At 59.8% G+C, this 22,480-nt stretch carries 21 protein-coding genes; 6 read left to right on the top strand and 15 right to left on the bottom strand.

What is annotated here, in order from left to right; all coding sequences use genetic code 11:
- Window positions 1–39: 39 nt before the first annotated feature.
- The 6 genes from fdh3B to JT51_RS02310 all read right to left on the bottom strand — a co-directional run bounded on the left by fdh3B (window position 40) and on the right by JT51_RS02310 (window position 5,660).
- Window positions 40–633 (bottom strand): formate dehydrogenase FDH3 subunit beta, encoded by a 594-nt coding sequence (gene fdh3B, locus JT51_RS02335; RefSeq protein WP_037307340.1) that lies wholly within the window; start codon window positions 631–633, stop codon window positions 40–42.
- Window positions 634–645: 12 nt separating this feature from the next.
- A complete protein-coding gene (locus tag JT51_RS02330; protein ID WP_037307338.1) occupies window positions 646–3,540 on the bottom strand; it encodes a formate dehydrogenase subunit alpha in 2,895 nt (964 codons plus the stop codon).
- A gap of 106 nt (window positions 3,541–3,646) precedes the next feature.
- Window positions 3,647–3,835 (bottom strand): ubiquinol-cytochrome c reductase iron-sulfur subunit N-terminal domain-containing protein, encoded by a 189-nt coding sequence (locus JT51_RS02325; RefSeq protein WP_037307336.1) that lies wholly within the window; start codon window positions 3,833–3,835, stop codon window positions 3,647–3,649.
- Window positions 3,836–3,896: 61 nt separating this feature from the next.
- On the bottom strand, window positions 3,897–4,508 hold the full coding sequence (locus tag JT51_RS02320) for a TorD/DmsD family molecular chaperone (RefSeq protein WP_037307333.1): 612 nt from the start codon (window positions 4,506–4,508) through the stop codon (window positions 3,897–3,899).
- A 4-nt stretch (window positions 4,509–4,512) separates the two neighbouring features.
- On the bottom strand, window positions 4,513–5,109 hold the full coding sequence (locus JT51_RS02315) for a DUF3306 domain-containing protein (RefSeq protein WP_037307331.1): 597 nt from the start codon (window positions 5,107–5,109) through the stop codon (window positions 4,513–4,515).
- Window positions 5,106–5,660 carry a DUF3305 domain-containing protein gene (locus JT51_RS02310; protein WP_081894578.1) on the bottom strand — a complete coding sequence of 185 codons (555 nt, stop codon included), beginning with the start codon at window positions 5,658–5,660 and terminating at the stop codon, window positions 5,106–5,108. The genes JT51_RS02315 and JT51_RS02310 overlap by 4 nt, the downstream gene beginning before the upstream one ends.
- Before the next feature lie 266 nt (window positions 5,661–5,926).
- Here JT51_RS02310 and JT51_RS02305 point away from each other — a divergent pair, with 266 nt between their 5' ends.
- Entirely contained in the window at window positions 5,927–7,879 is a 1,953-nt protein-coding gene (locus JT51_RS02305; protein WP_037307326.1) for a 4Fe-4S binding protein, read from the top strand.
- Here the strand turns inward: JT51_RS02305 and JT51_RS02300 are convergent.
- Window positions 7,873–8,601 carry a hypothetical protein gene (locus tag JT51_RS02300; RefSeq protein ID WP_037307324.1) on the bottom strand — a complete coding sequence of 243 codons (729 nt, stop codon included), beginning with the start codon at window positions 8,599–8,601 and terminating at the stop codon, window positions 7,873–7,875. The genes JT51_RS02305 and JT51_RS02300 overlap by 7 nt on opposite strands.
- 108 nt (window positions 8,602–8,709) lie before the next feature.
- Here JT51_RS02300 and JT51_RS02295 point away from each other — a divergent pair, with 108 nt between their 5' ends.
- From JT51_RS02295 to JT51_RS02285, 3 genes are read left to right on the top strand one after another with little or no spacing between them, the layout of a single operon-like run.
- Complete coding sequence (locus tag JT51_RS02295) at window positions 8,710–9,771, top strand: Mrp/NBP35 family ATP-binding protein (protein WP_037307322.1); 1,062 nt, start codon at window positions 8,710–8,712, stop codon at window positions 9,769–9,771.
- The gene (locus JT51_RS02290) at window positions 9,768–10,460 is read left to right on the top strand and encodes a biotin/lipoate--protein ligase family protein (RefSeq protein WP_037307320.1); all 693 of its coding nucleotides are present in this window, start codon (window positions 9,768–9,770) and stop codon (window positions 10,458–10,460) included. Before JT51_RS02295 ends, JT51_RS02290 begins: the two co-directional genes overlap by 4 nt.
- Window positions 10,461–10,462: 2 nt before the next feature.
- Window positions 10,463–10,942, top strand: coding sequence for a DUF6505 family protein (locus tag JT51_RS02285; protein WP_037309305.1), 480 nt, complete (start codon window positions 10,463–10,465; stop codon window positions 10,940–10,942).
- 3 nt (window positions 10,943–10,945) lie between these two features.
- Here the strand turns inward: JT51_RS02285 and JT51_RS02280 are convergent, their stop codons facing one another.
- From JT51_RS02280 to acs, 8 genes are all read right to left on the bottom strand, one after another.
- Entirely contained in the window at window positions 10,946–11,446 is a 501-nt protein-coding gene (locus tag JT51_RS02280) for a flavin reductase family protein (RefSeq protein ID WP_037307319.1), read from the bottom strand.
- A gap of 89 nt (window positions 11,447–11,535) precedes the next feature.
- Window positions 11,536–12,948 (bottom strand): 3'-5' exonuclease, encoded by a 1,413-nt coding sequence (locus JT51_RS02275; RefSeq protein WP_037307318.1) that lies wholly within the window; start codon window positions 12,946–12,948, stop codon window positions 11,536–11,538.
- 1 nt (window position 12,949) lies between these two features.
- Entirely contained in the window at window positions 12,950–13,468 is a 519-nt protein-coding gene (locus tag JT51_RS02270; RefSeq protein ID WP_037307317.1) for a hypothetical protein, read from the bottom strand.
- Window positions 13,469–13,493: 25 nt separating this feature from the next.
- The gene (locus tag JT51_RS02265) at window positions 13,494–15,317 is read right to left on the bottom strand and encodes a DUF294 nucleotidyltransferase-like domain-containing protein (protein ID WP_037309302.1); all 1,824 of its coding nucleotides are present in this window, start codon (window positions 15,315–15,317) and stop codon (window positions 13,494–13,496) included.
- A gap of 109 nt (window positions 15,318–15,426) precedes the next feature.
- Window positions 15,427–17,211: a sodium:solute symporter family protein gene (locus JT51_RS02260; protein WP_037307315.1), complete on the bottom strand. Its 1,785-nt coding sequence runs from the start codon at window positions 17,209–17,211 to the stop codon at window positions 15,427–15,429.
- Window positions 17,212–17,216: 5 nt separating this feature from the next.
- On the bottom strand, window positions 17,217–17,501 hold the full coding sequence (locus tag JT51_RS02255; protein WP_037309297.1) for a DUF4212 domain-containing protein: 285 nt from the start codon (window positions 17,499–17,501) through the stop codon (window positions 17,217–17,219).
- Window positions 17,502–17,686: 185 nt separating this feature from the next.
- Window positions 17,687–18,370 carry an adenylate kinase gene (locus JT51_RS02250; RefSeq protein WP_037307313.1) on the bottom strand — a complete coding sequence of 228 codons (684 nt, stop codon included), beginning with the start codon at window positions 18,368–18,370 and terminating at the stop codon, window positions 17,687–17,689.
- Between the two features lie 7 nt (window positions 18,371–18,377).
- The gene (acs, locus tag JT51_RS02245) at window positions 18,378–20,342 is read right to left on the bottom strand and encodes an acetate--CoA ligase (protein WP_037307312.1); all 1,965 of its coding nucleotides are present in this window, start codon (window positions 20,340–20,342) and stop codon (window positions 18,378–18,380) included.
- A gap of 426 nt (window positions 20,343–20,768) precedes the next feature.
- On the opposite strand from acs, the gene JT51_RS02240 reads away from it, so the two are divergent.
- Together JT51_RS02240 and JT51_RS02235 are read left to right on the top strand one after the other, a co-directional pair.
- Window positions 20,769–21,785, top strand: a complete 1,017-nt coding sequence (locus tag JT51_RS02240) for a C4-dicarboxylate TRAP transporter substrate-binding protein (RefSeq protein WP_037309294.1) — start codon at window positions 20,769–20,771, stop codon at window positions 21,783–21,785.
- A 64-nt stretch (window positions 21,786–21,849) separates the two neighbouring features.
- Entirely contained in the window at window positions 21,850–22,479 is a 630-nt protein-coding gene (locus tag JT51_RS02235; protein WP_037307310.1) for a TRAP transporter small permease subunit, read from the top strand.
- Window position 22,480 lies beyond the last annotated feature (1 nt).

Here is a 22,480-nt window from a genome sequence, read left to right as displayed (position 1 = left end):
CCGCAAAAGCGGGTCGTCTGTGTGGTTCATGCAGACGGACTAGCCGTCTTTCTGGTCGTAGGCCGTGCCCCAACCCCAAGCGCCCGAGCCAAACCCGCGCGCCACGACGCGTTCGCGGTAGATGGCCGAGACCACGTCGCCGTCACCGGCAAGCAGGGCCTTGGTGGAACACATCTCGGCGCAGATGGGCAGTTTGCCCTCGGCGATCCGATTGCGACCGTATTTGGCGAACTCTGCGGTCGAATGGGTTTCTTCGGGTCCACCGGCGCAGAAGGTACATTTGTCCATCTTGCCGCGTGATCCGAAGTTGCCCGCCTGCGGGTATTGCGGCGCGCCGAACGGGCACGCATAGAAGCAATAGCCGCAGCCGATGCACAGGTCCTTGGAGTGCAGGACGACCCCTTCTTCGTTCTGATAGAAGCAGTCGACCGGGCACACCGCCATACAGGGCGCATCCGAGCAATGCATACAGGCCACCGAGATCGAGCGTTCGCCCGGGTTGCCGTCATTGATCGTCACCACCCTGCGGCGGTTGATGCCCCAGGGCACCTCGTGCTCGTTCTTACACGCGGTTACGCAGGCGTTGCACTCGATGCAGCGTTCAGCGTCGCAGAGAAACTTTGCTCTAGCCATTTATCGTCCTCCTTACGCTGCCGAGATCTTGCAGAGAGTACACTTGCTCTCTTGCATCTGGGTCACTGAATCATAGCCATAGGTCTGGGCGGTGTTGGAACTTTCACCCAGGACATAGGGGTCAGCGCCTGCGGGGTATTTGTGCCGCAGATCCTCACCCTGGAAATGGCCGCCGAAGTGGAACGGCATAAACGCCACACCGGCACCGACCCTGTTGGTCAGCATCGCCATCACCTTGACCTTGCCGCCCTCGGGGCCTTCGACCCAGACCTGCGCCCCGTCGCGGATGCCAAGGTTGTTGGCGTCGCGGGGGTTGATCTCGACGAACATGTCTTGCTGAAGCTCAGCCAGCCACGGGTTCGACCGGCTTTCCTCGCCACCGCCTTCATATTCGACCAGCCGACCAGACGTCAGGATTATCGGGTAATCCTTTGAAAAGTCGTTCTTTTGGATCGATGCATAAAGGGTCGGCAGACGATAGGCCTGACGGTCCTCGTAGGTTGGATAATCCTCGACCAGATCGCGCCGGTTGGTATACAGCGGCTCGCGGTGGATCGGGATCGGGTCCGGGAAGGTCCAGACGACCGCACGGGCTTTGGCGTTCCCGAAGGGCGCACAGCCATGCTTGATCGCAACCCGCTGGATACCGCCCGACAGGTCGGTCTTCCAGTTGGTTTCCGGCCCTGCAACGGCGTCGATAGCTGCCCGCTCTTCAGCGGTCAGATCGCCGTCCCAGCCAAGGTCCATCAGCATCTGCATCGTGAATTCGGGATACCCATCCTGAATCTCCGACCCAACGCTATAGACCCCTTCGGCCAGCAGGTTGTCGCCATCGCGTTCCACCCCGAAACGAGCGCGGAAGGTCAGGCCGCCTTCGGCCACCGGCTTGGACATGTCATAGAGGTTGGGTGTCCCCGTATGACCCATCTCAGCCGTTCCCCAGCAGGGCCAGGGCAGACCGTAGTATTCGCCGTCGTTCGGACCGCCAATAGCCTGCAGCGTGGTTCTGTCGAACGTGTGCTGGTTGGCCATATGGCTTTTCAGACGCTCCGGCGACTGGCCGGTATAGCCAATGGTCCAAAGGCCGCCGTTGAACTCACGCGTGATGCTTTCAACATTGGGGGTTTCGGCATCTTCCATCTCGATATTGCGGAAGAGGCGATCCGCCCAGCCGAACTTGTTGGCGAATTTGGCCATGATGACCTCGTCCGGCAGGCTTTCGAACAGCGGATCGACCACCTTGTCGCGCCACTGCAACGACCGGTTCGATGCCGTGACAGAGCCACGGGTTTCGAACTGCGTACAGGCCGGCAGCAGGTAAACGCCATCCGTCCGGTCATGCAGAACGGCGGAAACGGTGGGATACGGGTCGACCACGACCAGCATGTCCAGCTTTTCCATCGCCGTCTTCATTTCCGGCCCGCGTGTTTGCGAGTTGGGCGCGTGTCCCCACAGAACCATGGCGCGGACGTTGTTGTCCTGATCCATGTTCTCGGGATCTTCCAGAACACCGTCGATCCAGCGCGAGACAGGGATGCCACGCTCGTTCATCAGCGGTTTGTCCTTGCCGTCCTTGTCCTTGATCGTGGCGAACTGCCCTTTCAGCCAGTCGACATCTTCACCCCAGACGCGGGACCAGTGACCCCATGCGCCGTTGGACAGGCCGTAATAGCCGGGCAGGGTATGGGACAGAACACCAAGGTCCGTCGCGCCCTGCACGTTGTCATGGCCACGGAAGATGTTGGTGCCGCCACCGCTTGTGCCCATGTTGCCAAGGGCCAGCTGCAACACGCAGTAGGCGCGGGTGTTGTTGTTGCCGTTGGTGTGCTGTGTACCACCCATGCACCAGACGACCGTGCCGGGACGGTTGTTGGCCATGGTGCGCGCAACGCGGCGCAATTGCGAACCGGGGGTGCCGGTCACACGTTCGACCTCTTCCGGGGTCCATTGCGCGACTTCTTCGCGGATCTGGTCCATGCCCCAGACACGGGTGCGGATGAACTCTTTGTCCTCCCAACCGTTGTCGAAGATGTGCCACAGGATACCCCAGACCAGCGCCACGTCCGTACCCGGACGGAAGCGGACATATTCATCCGCATGGGCCGCGGTGCGTGTGAAACGCGGGTCGCAGACGATCAGCGGGGCATTGTTCTGCTCTTTCGCGCGCAGAATATGCAGCAGCGAGACGGGGTGCGCCTCGGCCGGGTTGCCGCCGATGATGAAGATCGCCTTGCTGTTGTGCATGTCGTTGTACGAATTGGTCATGGCACCGTAGCCCCATGTATTCGCAACGCCCGCAACAGTGGTCGAGTGGCAGATACGGGCCTGATGGTCCACGTTGTTCGTGCCCCAATAGGCGGCGAACTTGCGGAACAGATAGGCCTGTTCGTTGTTGTGCTTCGCAGACCCCAGCCAGTACACGCTGTCCGGCCCGGATTCTTCGCGGATGCTCATCATGCCGTCGCCGATCTCGTCGATCGCCTGTTCCCAGCTGATGCGCTTCCACTCGCCGCCTTCCTTTTTCATCGGATATTTCAGGCGGCGTTCACCATGGGCGTGCTCGCGAACCGAGGCCCCCTTGGCGCAATGTGCACCCAGGTTGAACGGGCTGTCCCAGCCGGGTTCCTGCCCGACCCAGACACCGTTCTGTACTTCGGCGACGACGGTACAGCCGACCGAGCAGTGGGTGCATACGGATTTGATATTTTCGACGGCCTGATTGGCCGCTGTCTGGGCACTGGCTGGCGTCACGGTTCCACCCGTGGCGCTGATCGCGGCCAATCCGCCGATCGTCAGGCCCGATCCACGCAAAAATGCGCGGCGATCGACGGTTTTCTCGCCGACCTGGGACAGGATACTTGTCCGCTGGGGGCGTCTCGCAACCCCGTTGGTCTTTTTCCTAAGCATTTCTTTCCTCCCTTGCGCGCCGTGTGAGCCACGGCTGGCTTGGTACTTCTCGAAGCCGACGTCAGGGCCAATCGCAACCGTCAGTCGGGTGGTAACGACGTCCGGTTTAGAACCGGGCGCTGTCCAGATAGGCGCGGGTATGCGCGGTGTCCTGAATGCGGGTTTCATCCGTGGGCAGCTCGGCTGCTTCGGCTGTTCCGCTCAGGCTGGCGGCGGCGACGGCAGCGGGCGCTGCGGTTCCGGCCAGTTTAAGGAAATCGCGGCGCGTGGCGCCTTCTTCCTTGGACTTGCTCATGGGATCCTCCTCTCCCAATTGCGATTTAGTGCCCGGCTGGGCACTGGCGAGGGGCAGCGGATCACGCTGCCGTCATTCGGAAGGCTTCGCGCTCGATCTCCATGAACACCCGTCCGGCTGAACCGACCGAGGCATAGAGAACCGAGTTTTCAGCGGCTTCCAAATCCGAATAGAAATGCGTGGCCCAGGGGCCGATGTGTTTGTTCCAAAAGGCGCGTTGATCTTCCAGCGATGCAGGCGTGCCAAAGCGCCCAACGATCATGCCTGCCATCATCTCCATCAGTGAGGCGATGTTGTCTTCTGGTTCGAACACGTTTTGTGCGCGTGTGATCCCGCGAGCGGCCATGTCGTTGCGCAGCTGCGCCAAGGGTTTCTCGTTCAGGAAACCGGTCAGGTAAAAGCTGGCATATGGCAGCAACTCACCACGCCCCAGACCGATGAACAAGGCGTTGAATTCGCGTTCCGCCGCCGCTGGCTTGGTAACCTTGGCAACCCGTGCCATGGCCTGAATGGCCCGACCCAGATCGGTTTCGTCGCCTGTCAGGCCCGCCACCTGATCCAGCAGCATCTGATCCGGCGGCGCGGCCAGAAGCAGCCCGAGAAAGTTGTAGAAATCCGCGCGCAGGCGATCCTCGGTCGACACATCCAAATGTTGCGCACTGCTTGCGGTCATGGGGTTATCCTTCAAACTCGAATTTCATACGGCGTGGGGCCGGGGGCAGCTCGACCTCATCAAGGTCTGCGGTGTCTGTAACCAGGATCGGCTCCGGTTCTTTGACCGGCACGGGATCCGGCTCGGTGTTTTCCGGTGCGGGTTCGGGTCCGTGTTCTGACTCCGGGGCGGCCTCGATCTCAACGCCGCTTTCTTCTGTTTCCGCAGCCAACGCCTCGACATGGGCCAGCATGCCTTTGCCCACCTGATAGGCGGTCTGGATGTTTTCGATTACGCAGGCGGCGTCGGTGTAATCCTCGCCATAATCAACCAGCCCGTCCACATTCGCCAATACCGGATTCAACCGCCACAAGCGGCGCAGCGCGCGACGACGCAGGCGGTCGGGCACGGCTTTGGCCATAAAGCCCGAAACATCATCACCCGCCTGCAATTGGTCGGGGTCGGGCAGGTTAAGCTCAGCCAGTATTTCCGCGTCGCTTTTCTGTTCCAACTCGGCGTGCCGAGCGGCAATGACCTGTTCCTCTGTCGCGGTAACTTCAGCTTCGGCCTCGGCCTGAACGGCGGCTTTGCGGCGGGACCAGAAATCGCGGGATGCGGTCATTGGACGATCCTTCGCGGTGCGCGGTAGACGTCCGAATCCTGCCGGATGCGCGCATCGCCTTTGCCGTCTTCAACCAGATCCGTCCGCTTTTTGTCCCGGCGGCGTTTGACGAACACCTCTTCGCGGTGATGTTCCATCGCAAAATCCCGAACCCAGGCGATCAGCCCTTCGGTCATCGGGATTTTCTCGACAATCTCTTCGCCAGTGTCCGCATAATCCTGCCCTTCGAACGGGGACGCGGTAACAAGCAAGGCGTCCATGGGACGTTCACCGTTCAGCGCGTCGCGCAGCACAAGGTAGATCGAAGGCTGCCCGTCAGACAGGTTCACCATATAGGCCTCGGTCTCATCAGCCCATAGGGTCAGGGGCAGGGTGGCCGCGTGATATTCCACGGCCTCACCTTCACGACGCATTTCCTGCCAGTCCGCCGAAGCGGCACCAGGCAATACTGCGACGGCGCGCCAGTTCCATTTCGCCCAGCGAGTGACACCGGGTGTTTTGCGAACGACGACGCCGATTGGCATTTGAATTTGGCTTGCGGCCTTGGCCACTGGCTCCTCCCCGAAAGGCTCTCCCCTGCCTTTCCCAAGGTCGACTATGGTACACAATCGGGCCACGTGCCAAGTCTGTATTGTCATTGAATCGGGGTAATCACCATTTGTTTATGACCACGGACCATCAGCCTGACGCCTTGTCGAAAGCAGATATGAACTCTGCGGATCGCAGGTTCTGGCAAGCAATATTTCCGAGTTTGCATTGCCACCGACGGGATACAGCCTAATCTGCAAGGGAAGGCAATATATCCAGGGGAGGGGATATGGGCACGAAACTTTTACTATGCGATTGCGCGGGAACACAGGATGTGGATGCCGAGAAGATTGCGTGCGCCAGTGGTTCTGCCTGCTCGCGGGTTCACACTGCGCTGTGTACGCGGGAACTGGATGCTGCGACCTCTCTTATGCAGGACGGCGACACTGTCATAGCCTGCGGGCAGGAACAGGATGTGTTCAGGACGCTTGCGGACGAGCTGAATATCGAAAGCCCCGGGTTTGTTGATTTGCGCGACCGCGCGGGCTGGTCCGAACAGGGGCAGGACGCGACGCCGAAGATGGCGGCGCTGACTGCCGAAGCGTTGTTGCCGCAGCCCGTTTCCTCGAGTGTCGATGTCATCAGCGAAGGCACCTGTTTCATTATAGGCCCCGGCGCGGTGGCCTTTGAACTGGCAGGGCGCCTGTCCGGTGCGCTGGCGGTAACGGTATTGGTCACGGATGAGGCCGAGCCGTTGTCGCGGGCCTTTGACGTGATCCGGGGGCAGGTTCAATCGCTCAGCGGTGCGCTGGGCGGGTTTTCGTTGAAGTTGAAGGCATTGCAACAGCTTGAACCCGGCGGGCGCGGCGCGTTTGGATGGTCTGAACCGCGCGACGGTGCGCAATCGGCTTGCGATATTGTCGTGGACCTGACAGGCGGCACTTCGTTTGTTCAGGCCCCCGCCAAGCGCGAGGGGTATTTGCGCGCCGATCCCAAAGATGTGGTCGCTGTCGAACGTCTGGCGTTCGAGGCGGTGCAACTGGTCGGCACGTTCGAAAAGCCGCTGTATGTTCGGCTGGAGGAGACGCTCTGCGCCCATTCCCGGGCAGAGCAGGTCGCGTGCAGCAATTGCCTGGATATCTGTCCCACGGGTGCAATCATCCCGGCCGGAGAGCATGTGTCCATCGACCCGATGATCTGCGCGGGTTGCGGCGAATGCGCAGCAGTTTGCCCTTCGACCGCGATCACCTACGAAGATCCACCAGTGTCGGCCTTGCTGTCACGGATGCATATTCTGGCGCGTACTTATCGGCGGGCCGGGGGGCAAGCGCCGCGACTGTTGGTCCATGATTCCCATGGGGTCGAGATGATCCGGCTGTCCGCCCGCTTTGGGCGCGGCCTGCCCGCGGATGTCATCCCGCTGGAACTGAGCGTGATTTCGGGCTTTGGCCATGCCGAGATGCTGGCGGCGCTGGCGCATGGGTTTGCGCGGGTGGATGTCCTGCTGGCCCCGACCACGGAACGCGACGCTTTGGACCGCGAACTGCACCTTGCGCAGGCGATTGCGGGACCGGAGGGTATTGGATTGATTGACGAGGCCGACCCTGATGCGATGGCCGATCTGCTTTATGCGCAACAGGTACCCGCGCCGCTGGCCGATCCGGTTCTGCCGCTGGGCAACCGCAGGCAAATCGCGCGCCTGTCGGCACAGGCGTTGAACCCGCAGACCGAGACACCTTTGCCCTTGCCCGAAAACGCCCCATATGGGGCTGTCGCGGTGAATACCGACGCCTGTACGCTGTGCCTCAGCTGTGTATCGCTGTGCCCCTCTGGTGCGCTGGTCGACAACCCGGATAAACCGCAGTTGAACTTTCAGCAGGACGCCTGCCTGCAATGCGGCTTGTGCAAGGGTATCTGCCCCGAGAATGCCATCACCCTGGTTCCGCAACTGGATCTGAGCGATGCGGCCCTGTCGCAGCAGGTGTTGAACGAGGAAGAGCCTTTTGCCTGTGTCGAATGCGGTGCCTTGTTCGGTGTGAAGTCCACGGTCGAACGCATAATGGAGAAGCTTTCCGGTACACATCCGATGTTTGCGACCTCGGACAAAGCCCGGATGATCCAGATGTGTGATAATTGCCGTGTGAACGCGCAGTTTCAGCAGCAGGACAATCCGTTTCAGTCAAAGCCAAGGCCCAAGGTCGTGACAACTGACGACTATTTCTCACAGCGAAAGGATCACTGAAACTGCAGCGGCGCACCCAGATCGGCGGCGCTGATGGCCGAGACAAAAGCCAGAATTGCCTCCAAGTCGTCTAACGTCATTTCAACCGGGTGAATGGGCGATGGGCGTTCTGGGTCGAACGGAAGGGTAAGGCCATCAATCTGTGTGAACGCGGGATGGGGGTTCAGGGCAAAGAATGCCTCGAACCGCTCGGACCAATCGGGCATGGCGCGCAGTACGGCGAAAGACGGGGTCGAACCCAGGCCGTTCATACGGTTTTGCGGGCCGATCACATGGCATCGTCCGCAGTGGGTCATCGACAATTCCGCGCCCAATGCGGCATCACCGTCGACCACCGTATCCTCGGGTGCGGTGGCCGTTTCGAACCGGGCAGAGAAGGGTGCCCCCTGATCGGGTGCAAAGCTTTCGACCGTGTTCTTGCCGATATCCGACAGCAGCCAGTCGCGGAACCGTTCGTGCCGGGCATCGTCTTGGATACGCAGGTGATAGATGACACCGTTGCGTGTGAACACCGGATCACCCGGTGGTGAGGTTTCCAGCACTAAAACGCCCGTATCACTCGCAATAACTCGAATCCCGGTCTTGAGAGAAAAGCGCGGAAGAATATGTTGCAACAGACCAGAGTCTTCAACCTCGGCCGGGGCGGCAAGCCCCAATGCCTCTTGTGACCAAGAGGGGGTGGCAGAGAGAGCGAAGCTCAGGCACAAAAGGACAAAGCGCATGGCCCAACCTAACGGCCCGGTCCTGAATGCGTCAAATAAACTGAAAGAGACGGAGACACATGCAATGAACAGCAACCACATCGTGGGGCATATCAAGGGAGTAGTGGCATGAGTGTTCGTGACGCGGTTCTGGTGAACCTGAAAAAGATCACTGATCCTGTATCAGGTCAGGATATTGTCAGCGCAGGCGTTGTCCGCGCGCTGAACGTTGAAGGCGATACCGTGCGATTCGTGCTTGAGGTCGACCCGAAACAGGCCGAGCGGATGGAGCCGGTACGTGCCGCCGCCGAAAAAGCCGCGCAGATGGTGGATGGTGTCGCCAATGTCTCGGCCCTGCTGACCGCGCATTCCGACAAGGCACCGCCAGACCTTAAGCCTAAACCAAAACCGTCAGAGACCGGACCGCAGGCCGTGCCGGGGGTTGATCGCATCATTGCCGTGGCCTCGGGCAAGGGCGGCGTGGGTAAATCCACCGTTTCAGCCAATCTGGCCTGTGCGCTGGCCGCCGAAGGGCGTCGCGTCGGTCTGCTGGATGCGGATGTCTATGGTCCGTCGCAGCCCCGAATGCTGGGCGTATCCGGTCGCCCGGCCAGCCCGGATGGCAAGACCATCCTACCGCTGCGCAATCACGGTGTCACCATGATGTCGATGGGGCTGATGACCAACGAAGGGCAGGCGGTTGTCTGGCGCGGACCGATGCTGATGGGTGCATTGCAACAGATGATGAATCAGGTGCAATGGGGCGCGCTGGACGTGCTGATCGTCGACCTGCCGCCCGGCACCGGTGATGTACAACTGACGCTGAGTCAGAAATTCAAGGTGGATGGCGCCATTGTCGTCTCCACCCCGCAGGATGTGGCCCTGATCGACGCCCGCAAGGGTATCGACATGTTCAATCAGCTCAAGACCCCGATCCTTGGCATGATCGAGAACATGTCGACCCATATCTGCTCGAACTGCGGGCATGAGGAGCACGTCTTTGGCCATGGCGGCGTTGCCTCCGAGGCCAAGGCGATGGACATTCCGCTGCTGGGTGAAATCCCGCTGCATCTGGATATCCGGGTGGCAGCCGATGGTGGCGCGCCTATCGTGGTTAGTAAGCCAGACAGCCAACAGGCCGATGCGTTCCGCAAGATTGCCCGCGATTTGATCGCCAAGGGGAACGCATGAACGAACCGGTCTTTCCGCCCTTGCTGACAGGCCATTCGGTTCAGGGTGGTGAGGATCCGTTTGACCGGGCCAAAGCCATGGCTGCGCTGGGTTGTGATGCGGGGACGGTGGTTTACAACATTCAGGCTGACCGCCTGCGTGTCGCCATCGTCTTTGCACCCGAAGTACCCTTGCAGGATGCCATGGCGATGCTGCCGCTGTGCGCCGTGGGATTTCAGAACGCGCTGGGCGCACTGGCCCCGCCCGAGGTTGCCGTGCATCTGGGCTGGGACGGGCTGATCTGTGTGAACGGGGCCAAATGCGGGATGTTCCATGCCGCGGCCTCGGCCATCGAACCGGACAAGGAACCGAATTGGCTGGTTGTCGGGTGGGAACTGGCCCTGCTGCAAACAAGCGGCGCACCGGGAGAGACGCCTGATATTACAGCACTTTACGACGAAGGCTGTGCCGAGGTGTCACCAACGCAGCTGGTTGAAAGCTGGTCCCGGCACATGCTGACCTGGCTCAACCGCTGGCAAGAAGATGGCAATTCCCCCCTGCATGGCGAGTGGTTGGGGTTGCTGCGCGGCGTTGGCGAGCCATATGGGGAAACAGGCGTGTTTCTGGGCACGGATGAGCGGTTCGGGATGCTGATCCGCGACGGTGCGGACACACAGTTACGCCCCCTGACCGAGTTGTTGGAGAACTGATGATGAAACTGGCCCGCGCGATCCATTTCGATGAAAGCGACATGAACGTGTTCCATTCCCCGGCACGAACCGGCGAATGGTGCATCTCGGGCGGGTTCGAGTTTTCGAACTGGGGGCAGGGCGATCTGGAAGGCAAGGCGCGTCAGGCCTTTTCAAACGGCTGGCTGGGTGTGGAAACTTTCGGGCGGGTGACCTTTGTTGCCGTCACGCGGGTCGAACAGGCCGAGCTGGATCAGATTGCGCAGAACCTTGCCGAACATTTTGTGCAAATCTACGGCGCGCCCTCGGTCGAGGCCGCGCTGGGCGTTGCGCAGGCTGAGATTAACCATATGGCCGAACTGTGCGAGGAACATGCGCCAAACATCTTGCTGACGGTCGCCCGGGAGCTTTCTGAGACCGGCGTGCACGAATCCTTTCGCATCATCACCCCGCAGGAAACGCAGCTTGAGGCGCTGGCCGTTCACGGCACGCTTGACGACTGAAGATTACAGCAGGTCGGCAAATCCGCCGAACTGACCGCGTTTAAAGATCAGGCCCTGACCGGTGCGGTACATCACCTGTTCAACCTCACCAAGTAGGATCAGGTGATCCCCTGCTTCATGCTTTGCATGAAGCTGACAGTCGAACCGTGCCAGACACTTGGCCAGTTGAGGGCGACCTTTGTGATCGCTCACCCATTCAGCATGTGAGAAATCCAGCCCGTCGCGGGCAAACCGCAAGGCCTGATCCTGCTGTTCCTGCGCCATGACATGGATCGAATAGTGCTGGCAGGCGTCGAAGGCATTGAACCGGTTCGAATCCTTGGCCAGACACCACAGAACCAACGGTGGGTCCAACGATACTGACGAAAACGAATTGACAGTGATCGCCCGCGGCCCTTTTGCGGTGTTCGTCGTGACGACGGTGACTCCGGTTCCGAAACACCCCAATGCTTCACGAAAGGCGATGCTATGATCCGGGGTGGGGGTGAAGGTATTTTCCGACATTGTCCGCTCGTGCAGTGGCCGCGCATCAGGTGCCACGGCCCGCCGGGATTGTCCATGAAAAGCTGAGTTTTGATTGAATATTTTGGCGCTTAGTTCAGATCTTCCAGCAAGCGGCCGTGCTGACGGGTCGCCTCGATGACTGCGCCAAAGGTGGTCATGCCACGTGCGTGCAGCATCGGCAGCATCTTGACCAACGCCTGCGCCGTGGCCATCGCATCGCCCAGGGCCGTGTGCCGCAGGTCATGGGGAATGGCAATCTCCAGTCGTTCACACAGCGCATCCAGCGTGTGTTGGTCGCTGGCACCAAACAGGACGGCGGACAATAGAACAGTGTCCAGAATGGGATGATCCCAGTCAACGCCCATACGGTTGGCATGGCGTCGCAGAAACGCCATATCGAAGGGCGCGTTATGGGCCACGATTACCGCATGTTGCGCGAATTGATGAAAAATGCGCCCGGCCTGGGTAATATCCGGGGCACCCTGAACCATGTTGTCGCTGATCTTATGCACCCTGGTCGAGGCCGGGGGGATTGGCACACCGGGGTCAACCAGCATGTTAAGCTGTTCGCCATCGACAATGCGCCCATTCACGACACGAACAGCGCCGATCTGAACGATTTCATCCTTGTGCGGCAGCAGCCCGGTGGTTTCGGTGTCAAAGACAACAAAGCACAAATCCTGCAACGCAAGGGTTTCGAACCGGCCACTGGTGGTGCTGCTCAGAAGGTCAAAATCATAAACCAACGGCCGCGCGGCCTCGGGCGCGATGTTGGCGGTGCTATCATCAAAGACCAGCAGATAACCGGGTGCATCGCCCAGAGGTTTCATGCGGGCCGAATAGGTTTGCGCGCCGTCGATGCTGGTCAGGGTGCAGGCGATCTCTAGCCCGGATTTCGAAAGCTTTTCATAGGCTTGTTCCAATGGTCCAGCTTGCAGGTATTCAAACAACGTGGCGTTCAGGCGGGGATGCGCGATCTGCGCCAGCACTCCGGCGGCCTGTCCGTCATATAGAACGATCTTATGGGTTGGGCTGGCAAGGATCATCGCCACTGGAATTTCGGTTAACAGCGCGGTCAACCGTTGCTTTTCGGCGGCCAGATGCGTGGTTTCGGCGGCAACGGCCTGGGCGATATCCATCGTTTTGCCCGACAGTTGACTGGCTAAACCAGCCGCAGCCGGGGCCAGATCACCCAGATACCGCGCGGCCTGAGTATCGACATCCGTGGTGACGCCCGCATGGGCACGGGTACGCAGCTGGGCCGACAATCGCTCAATCGGTTTGGCGACATTGTCGTCAAACAACAGCCATACAGTCACGATCAGCGCAACAAAGCCAAAGCTGATAAGGATTTGCGCAAAAACAAAGGCATTCGCCAGCGCCAGGTCATCCACACGCCGATAGCTGATCCAAAGCGCCAGAGAGCTGACGGCCAATCCACCCACCGCCAGCAAGCAGAAGAACAGAAAGATACGCAGGCGCAGGCTTAACCGGGTCAGCATGTTACACTCCGCAGGTTGCCCTGACGATTGGATCCTTGGCGCTGACGGTCAACCAATCGGCGTTCAGCACCTGCCCGTCGTCGCCGAATTCGGCCCCGTCGGCCAGGCTGGCGCGGCTGTTGGCGGCGCAATCGACAGCCACCGGCAGTTTCGAAACCGGCGACCAGCGGCCAAAGAAATACATATCGACCAACCGTTGTTCAGGCACCTGTTGATTGGTCCGGACCGAGGCGGTGTCGACTGCGGCGAACCGGTTGACGAAGGGCACCGCATAGGTCCAGGGACGATAAAAGGCGCGGCTTTCGACCTCTTGCACGATTGCCATTCCTTCGGGAAGCGTTTCAGCCGTGCGGCCATACCAGGAGTATTCGCTGGCGATTGTCATTGCGATCATGCCCAGACCGGCCGCGACCGGCGCCGCCCAGCGGGGCAGGCGTCCGCCCGTGAATTTGTTCGCTACCATCACCACACCCGCAAAGGCGATGCCTGCAAAGATGGTGCCGATCAGTTCCAGGAACATGTTGTCTCTCCGAGTATTCGCCGGGTCACCCCAGCATTCCTTTTCCGTGACCCACCGCTGATTGCATCGTCTTTACCACGACAAAAGCGTCGCGCAGATGGCTCCTCTCAAAGTCTGACAGGTCCGATGGCGGCAGGAAATTGTCCGGTTTTTCACCGGCCTTCACAAGCCGAACCTGATGGTCCAGCCGGGTTTCGGCGATCAGGTCATAGGCGTCCAACAGATCCCGCGCGCCCGAGGGGCTGAGGACACCCGCCGACCCGGCGGCTTTCAGACGCGCGCGAGTGTTGGCGTCGGTCAATTGGCCCTGAAGGCAATATATGCGGGCAAGATCAACAACGGGAACAACGCCATTATGCTTCAAGTCCAGGGTGTTACGGTGCTCTCCTGATCTGATCGTCGCGATGCCGCGCAGCAGGCCCAGCGGGGGCGTATGCTTTAGTGAATTCGAGATCATATGGGCCACAAAGATCGAGTTCCCCTGCGCGGCTGCCAGCGTCTCGGCCTGTAGGTCGGCGAACAGGTCGAAGGCACCGCCGATCGGGCGCAGGTCGAACATGACAGAGGCGAGCATCTGCGCCTCGGGGTTCGGTTGGGCAATCCAGCCGTTGAAATAGTCGCGCCAGACACGCAGCGGCTGGCACCAGCGGGGGTTGGTCGCCATCATCTCGCCGGGGCAGTAAAAGTATCCGCAGGTGTTCAGCCCGTCCGAGACGAATTTGGCCAGTTCTGCGAAGTAAACCATGTCGGCATCAGACACGCTGTCATCCAGTATCAGGCAATTGTCCTGATCCGACACGCCGGTCTGCTCTTGCCGCCCTTGCGATCCGCAGGCCAGCCACAGATAGGGCACCGGCGGCGGGCCAAGTTTCTGTTCCGCCAGCGTCAGCAGGCGGCGAGTGGCTGTGTCGGCGATGTCGGTGATCAGACGGGTGACAATCTCGTGCCGGTTACCGCCTGCTACCAATTGCACCAGCAGTTGCGGGATGTCTGCCGTGACCAGCGCCATATCGTTGGCCGAACGCGCCTGCGCGATCCGGCGGACAAGCTCGGCGGAATTGACCGCCTGATAGTGGGTCAGGTCGGTCTGCGTGACGATACCGACCAGCTTGCCGCCTTGGGAAATCGGGATGTGACCGATCCCACGCTCCATCATCACGTGCAAAACATCCGATCCGATGTCAGAGGGCGACAGGGTGATCGGATCCGCCGTCATGATCTGGGAAACCGTAGTCGTTGTGGGCATTCCATCCGCCACATACTTCCCCGAAATGTCGCGCAGCGTCGCGATGCCCAGCAATGTGTCGCCTTCGGTCACACAAAGAGATGAGATATGCCGGTCTCGCATCACTTGCGCTGCTTGTTGAACCAGTGTGCCCGGCGAGCATGTGGCCAGGGCCTGGGCCATCAGCACGTCGATGGAACTGGTCGCCAGACTTTGCGGCCCAACCCGGTCGCCGCGCGAGCGGTTAAAGAATTTCGACACCACATCATGGCCGTCGATCAACTGGCGCACCAGATCGGGCGGCAGTACAATCAGAACGGATGGCGTATGGGCGCGTGCTTTGGTGGCGGCTTTGCCGTCCTTGAACAAGCCACGCTCGCCAAACGAATTGCGCAGCCCCAGATGAGAAACGACAGCGCCGTTTTCATCCGTTATTTCAATCTGTCCTTCGTAGATCACAAAGACACCGGGCAGGGTGGTGCCCAGCTCATAGACCGGGGCGTCGGCTTCGAAGGTTCTGACCTCAAGCTGCTGGGCCAATTCATCCAACGCATCGGGCGGCAGCGCGTCATAGGGGTGCACGGATTTCAGAAACCGGGTGATCTGGTCATGGGACAGGGGCATCATGTGATCCTGGGTTTCTGGTTGAAAAATCCCGCCCGGTGGTGTGCCGGGCGGGAACAGTCGGCCGAAAGACGCGGCATACGGAGGTTACCCACACGCCGCGTCATGCTCAATGATCCTGAGCTGTGCCTGCGCCACGGGGAATGCGCACGCTTTCGACCAGTTCCTTGATCTCCTGCGGAGTCTCTTTGGTCATACCGGCGACCACATAGGCTACGCCAAAGTTGACCATGGCACCGATGGCCCCGAACGACGTCGACTTGATCGGACCCAGCAGCGGGTCAGCATCGGTGAACGAGTTGGTGTCCGGAATGAACAGCCAGCCCTTGTGCAGGAAGATATAGACCAGGGTCACGGTCAGACCGGCCAGCATACCGGCAACCGCGCCGACGTTGTTGATGCGGGTCGAAAAGATCCCCATCATCAGCGCCGGGAAGATCGAGGCCGCCGCCAGACCGAACGCCAAGGCAACCGTTTGCGCAGCAAAACCGGGTGGGTTCAGACCCAGGTATGTTGCAACCAAGATGGCAACGCCCATAGCGATCCGCGCCGACAGAAGTTCGCCTTTTTCCGAAATCTGCGGGTTGATCGCGCCCTTGATCAGGTCGTGGGACACAGCTGACGAGATTGCCAGCAGCAGACCCGCAGCCGTGGATAGCGCCGCCGCCAGACCACCGGCCGCGACCAGACCGATCACCCAACCCGGCAGGTTGGCAATCTCGGGGTTGGCCAGAACCAGGATGTCGCGGTTGAACTTGGTCAGCTCGTTCCCGACCCAGCCTTTTTCTGAGGCCAGCGCCTGCATGTCGGCGTTCTGATCGTTGTAGTACTGGATTTTGCCGTCGCCGTTCTTGTCTTCCCAATCCAACAGACCGGTTTTCTGCCACGTGGCCATCCAGTCGTAACGCGCGTCGGTGTCGATATCTTCGACCGACACGGCGCCACCTTCGATGCCACCATTGGGCCACATCATGTCGGTGATGTTCAGGCGGGCCATTGCGCCAACCGCAGGGGCGGTCAGATACAGCAGCGCGATGAACACCAGCGCCCAGCCAGCGGACCAGCGTGCGTCAGCCACTTTCGGTACGGTGAAAAAGCGCATGATGACATGCGGCAAACCAGCAGTACCGATCATCAGCGACAGGGTGAACAGCACCATGTTCAGCGTGTCCGAATGGTGGGCGGTATAGTCGTTAAAGCCCAGCTCGGTCACGATAGCATCCAGCTTGGTCAGCAGCGGCTCACCACTGGCGGTGTCGCCAAACAGACCCAGCGCCGGAACCGGATTGCCGGTCAGCTGCAGCGAGATGAAGATCGCCGGAATGGTATAGGCGGTGATCAGCACGCAGTACTGAGCGACCTGAGTGTAGGTCACGCCTTTCATCCCGCCAAACACTGCATAGGCAAACACAACACATGCGCCGATTATCAGGCCCCAGAAGTTGGACACCTCAAGAAATCGACCAAAGGCCACGCCCACGCCGGTCATCTGACCGATCACATAGGTCACCGACGCCACGATCAGGCAGATCACCGCAACGATGCGCGCGGTCTGGCTGTAAAAACGGTCACCGATGAATTCCGACACAGTGTATTTGCCGAACTTACGCAGGTAGGGCGCAAGCAGAAGCGCCAGCAGCACATAACCGCCGGTCCACCCCATCAGGAAGGTCGAGTTGTCGTAACCCGTAAAGGCAATCAGGCCCGCCATTGAGATGAACGAGGCCGCCGACATCCAGTCAGCCGCTGTCGCCATACCGTTGGTGACCGGGTGAATGCCGCGACCCGCAGCATAGAATTCGGACGTAGACCCGGCACGGGCCCAGATCGCGATGCCGATGTAAAGCGCGAAAGAAGCGCCCACAAACAGCAGGTTGATGGTAAACTGGTCCATGGGGGTTACTCCTCCTCAACGCCGTATTCGGCGTCCAGCTTGTTCATGCGCCAGGCGTAGTTGAAGATCAGCACCAGAAAGACCAGAATTGATCCCTGCTGAGCGAACCAAAAGCCCAGGTCGGTGCCGCCAACGGCAATGCCTGACAGCAACGGACGCAGCAGAATGCCGAATCCAAACGACACCAGCGCCCAGATGACGAGGCTGATGTAAATGAGACGCAGGTTGGCCTGCCAATAGCCTTTGTCGGCCTCGGCAACCTGCGCGGAGTTTGTTGATTGATCCGCCATTGCGGGTTCCTCCTTCGCTACTTCGTTGGGCGGCCCATTGCCCGACTCCTCCAGTGCGTTGGGCCGCTTTTCGAATGCGCCGAACGCCGGTGTGACGTCAGGCAAAACTTCTCTGGTCCGCCAGGGCGGGTCCTTTGAAGTATTCTTTTAGGAATCAGGCCCTTATTCAGGGCGGGCCTTATCCCCTAGTTCATCGCGTCACTGACGATCCTTTCCAGATTGCCTGCGATGTCGTCGATATTGCCCATGGCGTTCAGACCTTTCAGAACGCTTTGGTCTTGGTAATAGGTGATCAGCGGCGCGGTCTGCGCGTGATACGCCGTCAGGCGCGATGCGACGGTTTCCGCATTGTCATCGGCGCGGCGCTTGAATTCGATGTGTCCGCACTTGTCACATTTGCCTTCGACCGCAGGAACCTTGAACGTGTCGTGGTAACCTTCGCCACACCCGGCGCAGGTGTAGCGGCCTGAAATGCGGATCACCATTTCGGCGTCCTCGACCTCAAGGCTGATGGCGGCGTTGATCTTTTGCCCGGTTTCCGACAGCAATCCGTCCAGCGCCTGGGCCTGAACCGTGGTACGGGGGAAACCGTCCAGAATGACGCCTTTGGCGCAATCCGGTTCGGCCAGCCGATCGCGCAGGATGGCGATGACGATCTCGTCGCTGACCAGATCGCCTGCTTCCATGACGGCTTTCGCAGCTTTGCCGGCCTCGGTTCCGGCGGAAACAGCGGCCCGCAGCAGATCGCCGGTGCTGAGTTGCACCAGACCGAACTTGTCTTCCAGCATCCGCGCCTGTGTACCCTTCCCGGCGCCCGGAGGGCCGAGAAGGACCAGAACAGCAGGTGTGTTGATCGTGGCAGCGTCCATCACGTCCTCACTTGCTTGCGCGGTTTGCGATCAGGTCTTCGACCACCGACGGATCGGCCAGGGTCGAAGTGTCGCCCAGCGCGCCAAAGTCGTTCTCGGCGATCTTGCGCAGGATACGGCGCATGATCTTGCCGGACCGGGTCTTGGGCAGGCCGGGGGCCCATTGGATCACATCCGGTGACGCAATCGGGCCGATTTCCGTCCGAACCCACGCGCGCAGTTCCTTCAGCAGGTCATCGCTGGGGCTCCGGTCATTCATCAGGGTGACATAGCAATAAATGCCCTGACCCTTGATGTCGTGCGGGTACCCAACCACGGCGGCCTCTGCCACAGCGGCATGGGCGACCAGCGCGCTTTCAACCTCGGCCGTCCCCATACGGTGACCCGAGACATTGATCACGTCATCCACACGGCCGGTGATCCAGTAGTCGCCATCCGCGTCGCGGCGGCAGCCGTCGCCGGTGAAGTAATAGCCTTTGTAGTCCGAGAAATAGGTCTTCTCGAACCGCTCATGATCGCCCCAGACGGTGCGCATCTGGCCCGGCCAGCTGTCCTTGATGCACAGAACGCCCTCGACACCGTTGCCATCGATCTCAACGCCGGACTGAGGGTCCAGAACCACCGGTTCGATGCCAAAGAACGGTTTCATCGCCGAGCCGGGCTTCATCGCGTGCGCGCCGGGCAGGGGGGTCATCAAATGCCCACCGGTTTCGGTCTGCCACCACGTGTCCACGATGGGGCAGCGACCGCCGCCGACGACCTCGTTATACCAATTCCATGCCTCGGGGTTGATCGGCTCACCCACGGTACCCAGGATGCGCAGATCGCTTAGATCGCATTTCTCGACCCACTCATTGCCTTGCCCCATCAGGGCGCGCAGGGCAGTGGGAGCGGTGTAGAACTGATTGACCTTGTGCTTTTCGCAGACCTGCCAGAACCGGCTGGCGTCAGGATAGGTCGGCACGCCTTCGAACATCAGCGTCGTCGCGCCATTGGCCAGCGGGCCATAGACGATATAGCTGTGGCCCGTGACCCAACCCACATCGGCGGTACACCAATAGATATCGCCCTCGTGATAGTCGAAGGTGATCTCATGCGTCATCGCGGCATAGACCAGATAGCCACCGGTTGTGTGCACGACGCCCTTGGGCTGCCCGGTCGAGCCCGAGGTGTAAAGGATGAACAGCGGGTCTTCGGCGTTCATCTCGGCGGGCGCGCAATAGTCATCCGCCTCAAGCGCCATTTCGTTGTAGTCATAGTCGCGCCCGTCAATCCATGTGGTTTGGCCACCGGTGCGCTTGACCACCAGACATTTAACCGTGTCCTTGCAATGCAGCAGCGCCGCATCCGCGTTGGATTTCAGCGGAGTTTTCCGACCCCCGCGCGGCGCTTCGTCGGCGGTGATCAGCACCTTGGCATCACACCCGTTGACCCGGGCGGACAGCGCATCGGGTGAGAATCCCGCGAATACGATAGAGTGAATTGCCCCGATCCGCGCGCAGGCCAGCATGGCAAAGGCGGCCTCGGGGATCATCGGCATATAGATCACCACCCGATCGCCTTTGCGTACGCCCATGGATTCCAGAATATTGGCCATCCGGCAGGTGCGGCGGTGCAGTTCGGCATAGGTGATGTGTTGCGCCTGATCGTTAGGATCATCCGGTTCCCAGATGATGGCCGTCTGATCGCCGCGCGTTTTCAGGTGGCGATCCAGACAGTTGGCGGACACGTTCAGCGTGCCATCGGCATACCAATTGATTCCGACCGAACCGAAATCATAATTGACGTCCTTGACTTGCGTATAGGGCTTGATCCAGTCGATCCGCTTGCCGTGTTCACCCCAGAACGCATCGGGATCATTGACCGAGTCCGCATACATCTTGTTGTACTTGTCGGCATCGACATGCGCACGCGCAACGGTTTCTGCGGATGGCGGATAAACGTTGGCATCTGCCTGGGCAGCGGTTGTCATTCTGAGGCTCCTCCCTCTGGACTGAAATTCACTGAGCCGATTTTGCCCGCTGTACAGGCAATGTCGACCCGTTTCCTCCCTTGTCGGGATAATACGAAGAACTGAAAACAATGAAATAAATTACCGAAATCTATGAGTTTGTTTGTAAAGAAATTTTTACATAGCTCTAAGATTTGTAAACGAATAGAGTTGTGTGCCTGAAAATTTAAAGGAAACAATGAGGTGTCTGTAACGATTTTTCGCAAGATGAAACACATGTCTGGCTGTGAATTGCTGTATCTTGAACTCATCTTTCAGTTGTTCGCGTATTACGTCGCCTGCGTGTGCTGCTTTGCAATGCGGTACGGGGGTTGGCACTTTCCGATGTTGGCGCTAGCTTTATCGCCAAGCGCCCGGACAGAGGGCGCAACAAAGGGAGAATTCATGATGAAAAAGATGTTGAGCGGTGCCGCTGTCGCCGCCTTGGGTGTTGCGTTCGTTTCCGAAGCCGCCGCAACCGAATGGAACGCCTCTGTCTGGGGTAAGCGCCGGGCATTTACCGAACACGTTGAAAAGCTGGCCGAGCTGGTCAATGAAAAAACCGGCGGCGATTTCACCATCAACGTCAGTTACGGCGGGCTGTCCAAGCCCAAAGAGAACCTGGATGGCATCGAAATCGGAGCCTTTGAAATGGCGCAGTTCTGCGCCGGGTACCACCGCGACAAGAACCGTGCGATCACAGTTCTGGAACTGCCGTTCCTGGGTGTGAACAATTTGGCCGAAGAGGTTGCCGTCAGCCATGCGGTTTATGATCACCCGGCGGTCAAGGATGAGATGGCGCAATGGAATGCGCGCATTATCATGACCTCGCCCATGCCGCAGTACAACATCGTCGGCACCGGTGAGCCCCGCGATGAACTGGCCGAATTCGATGGAATGCGCGTGCGCGCGACCGGTGGTTTGGGTAAGGCATTCGAGGCCGTCGGAGGGGTTCCGACCTCGGTGCCCGCAACTGAGGCGTTCAACGCAATGGAATCCGGCGTTGTTGATACCGTCGCTTTTGCCCAGCACGCGCATTTGTCCTTTGGCACAATCAACGAGGCGGACTGGTGGACGGCGAACCTGAACCCCGGCACGGTGAACTGCCCGGTCGTGGTAAACATCGACGCGTATGAGGCGCTGCCGGCTGAACACCGCGAAGCCCTGAACAGCTCAATCGACGAGGCAATTGATCACTATCTTGCTAATTACGGCGGTTTGCTGGAGCAGTGGGATGGTGTTCTGAGCGAAAAAGGCGTCGAGAAGGTGATGATCGACGATGCCGTGCTTGAGGAGTTCCGCACCACAGCGGCCGATCCGATCCGCGAGCAGTGGATCGCAGACATGTCCGCTCAGGGTCTTCCGGCGCAGGATCTCTATGATCTGGTCCAGACGACCCTCAAGCAACAACGCGGCGGTAACTGATCGCGTCATCCGGGTGCCCAACAGGGCGCCCGGACACCAATCATAAAAACAGGGGATCACCGGAATGGCAGGACAGGCCACGGTGCTTGAGGATGGCAGCCGCCTCAGTCGGCTGGACACTCATCTATTGGCGGCAGAACGGTTTCTTGCGCTAATCAGCGGCCTTGCCGTGTTTGCGTTGATGGTTCTGGCCGTTGTTTCAGTTGGCGGGCGCAATGCCTTCAATGCGCCATTGCCGGGCTATGTGGACTGGATCGAGCAAGCCATGCCGCTGATTGCGTTTCTGGGCATTTCATTCGTACAGCGCGACGGTGGGCATATCCGAATGGACATCGTCATCTCACGTTTGCACGGGCGGGCGCTGTGGCTGTTCGAGCTGATTTCGGTCGTGCTGATCCTTGTGCTGATGCTGGCACTGGTTTGGGGCAGCTGGTCCCATTTTGACCGGTCCTTTGATTTTGGCGCACCGCTGTGGAGCCGGGACAGCTCGATTGATATCGGCATCCCGCTCTGGCCAGCAAAGTTGCTGGCACCTGTTGCCTTTTCGGTGCTGTGCGCGCGGCTGGTGCTACAGATTTGGGGCTATGGGCGCGCCTTTGTGCTGGGGCTTGAGAACCCGGTCGCGGTGCCCTTGATACAGGATGCCGCCGCGCAAGCCGCCGCCGAGGCTGAGCAATTCGAAGGGCAGGACTAGC

Origin of the sequence: Ruegeria halocynthiae (genome assembly GCF_000743705.1) — a bacterium.
Taxonomy (GTDB): Bacteria; Pseudomonadota; Alphaproteobacteria; order Rhodobacterales; family Rhodobacteraceae; genus Ruegeria; species Ruegeria halocynthiae_B.
This window is presented reverse-complemented; position numbering and strand designations above follow the sequence as displayed.

Bases quoted from the DNA above. Each gene is read 5' to 3' on its own strand.
- fdh3B (WP_037307340.1), bottom strand. From the start codon at position 633: ATGGCTAGAGCAAAGTTTCTCTGCGACGCTGAACGCTGCATCGAGTGC.
- JT51_RS02330 (WP_037307338.1), bottom strand. From the start codon at position 3,540: ATGCTTAGGAAAAAGACCAACGGGGTTGCGAGACGCCCCCAGCGGACA.
- JT51_RS02325 (WP_037307336.1), bottom strand. From the start codon at position 3,835: ATGAGCAAGTCCAAGGAAGAAGGCGCCACGCGCCGCGATTTCCTTAAA.
- JT51_RS02320 (WP_037307333.1), bottom strand. From the start codon at position 4,508: ATGACCGCAAGCAGTGCGCAACATTTGGATGTGTCGACCGAGGATCGC.
- JT51_RS02315 (WP_037307331.1), bottom strand. From the start codon at position 5,109: ATGACCGCATCCCGCGATTTCTGGTCCCGCCGCAAAGCCGCCGTTCAG.
- JT51_RS02305 (WP_037307326.1), top strand. From the start codon at position 5,927: ATGGGCACGAAACTTTTACTATGCGATTGCGCGGGAACACAGGATGTG.
- JT51_RS02300 (WP_037307324.1), bottom strand. From the start codon at position 8,601: ATGCGCTTTGTCCTTTTGTGCCTGAGCTTCGCTCTCTCTGCCACCCCC.
- JT51_RS02295 (WP_037307322.1), top strand. From the start codon at position 8,710: ATGAGTGTTCGTGACGCGGTTCTGGTGAACCTGAAAAAGATCACTGAT.
- JT51_RS02290 (WP_037307320.1), top strand. From the start codon at position 9,768: ATGAACGAACCGGTCTTTCCGCCCTTGCTGACAGGCCATTCGGTTCAG.
- JT51_RS02285 (WP_037309305.1), top strand. From the start codon at position 10,463: ATGAAACTGGCCCGCGCGATCCATTTCGATGAAAGCGACATGAACGTG.
- JT51_RS02280 (WP_037307319.1), bottom strand. From the start codon at position 11,446: ATGTCGGAAAATACCTTCACCCCCACCCCGGATCATAGCATCGCCTTT.
- JT51_RS02275 (WP_037307318.1), bottom strand. From the start codon at position 12,948: ATGCTGACCCGGTTAAGCCTGCGCCTGCGTATCTTTCTGTTCTTCTGC.
- JT51_RS02270 (WP_037307317.1), bottom strand. From the start codon at position 13,468: ATGTTCCTGGAACTGATCGGCACCATCTTTGCAGGCATCGCCTTTGCG.
- JT51_RS02265 (WP_037309302.1), bottom strand. From the start codon at position 15,317: ATGCCCCTGTCCCATGACCAGATCACCCGGTTTCTGAAATCCGTGCAC.
- JT51_RS02260 (WP_037307315.1), bottom strand. From the start codon at position 17,211: ATGGACCAGTTTACCATCAACCTGCTGTTTGTGGGCGCTTCTTTCGCG.
- JT51_RS02255 (WP_037309297.1), bottom strand. From the start codon at position 17,501: ATGGCGGATCAATCAACAAACTCCGCGCAGGTTGCCGAGGCCGACAAA.
- JT51_RS02250 (WP_037307313.1), bottom strand. From the start codon at position 18,370: ATGGACGCTGCCACGATCAACACACCTGCTGTTCTGGTCCTTCTCGGC.
- acs (WP_037307312.1), bottom strand. From the start codon at position 20,342: ATGACAACCGCTGCCCAGGCAGATGCCAACGTTTATCCGCCATCCGCA.
- JT51_RS02240 (WP_037309294.1), top strand. From the start codon at position 20,769: ATGAAAAAGATGTTGAGCGGTGCCGCTGTCGCCGCCTTGGGTGTTGCG.
- JT51_RS02235 (WP_037307310.1), top strand. From the start codon at position 21,850: ATGGCAGGACAGGCCACGGTGCTTGAGGATGGCAGCCGCCTCAGTCGG.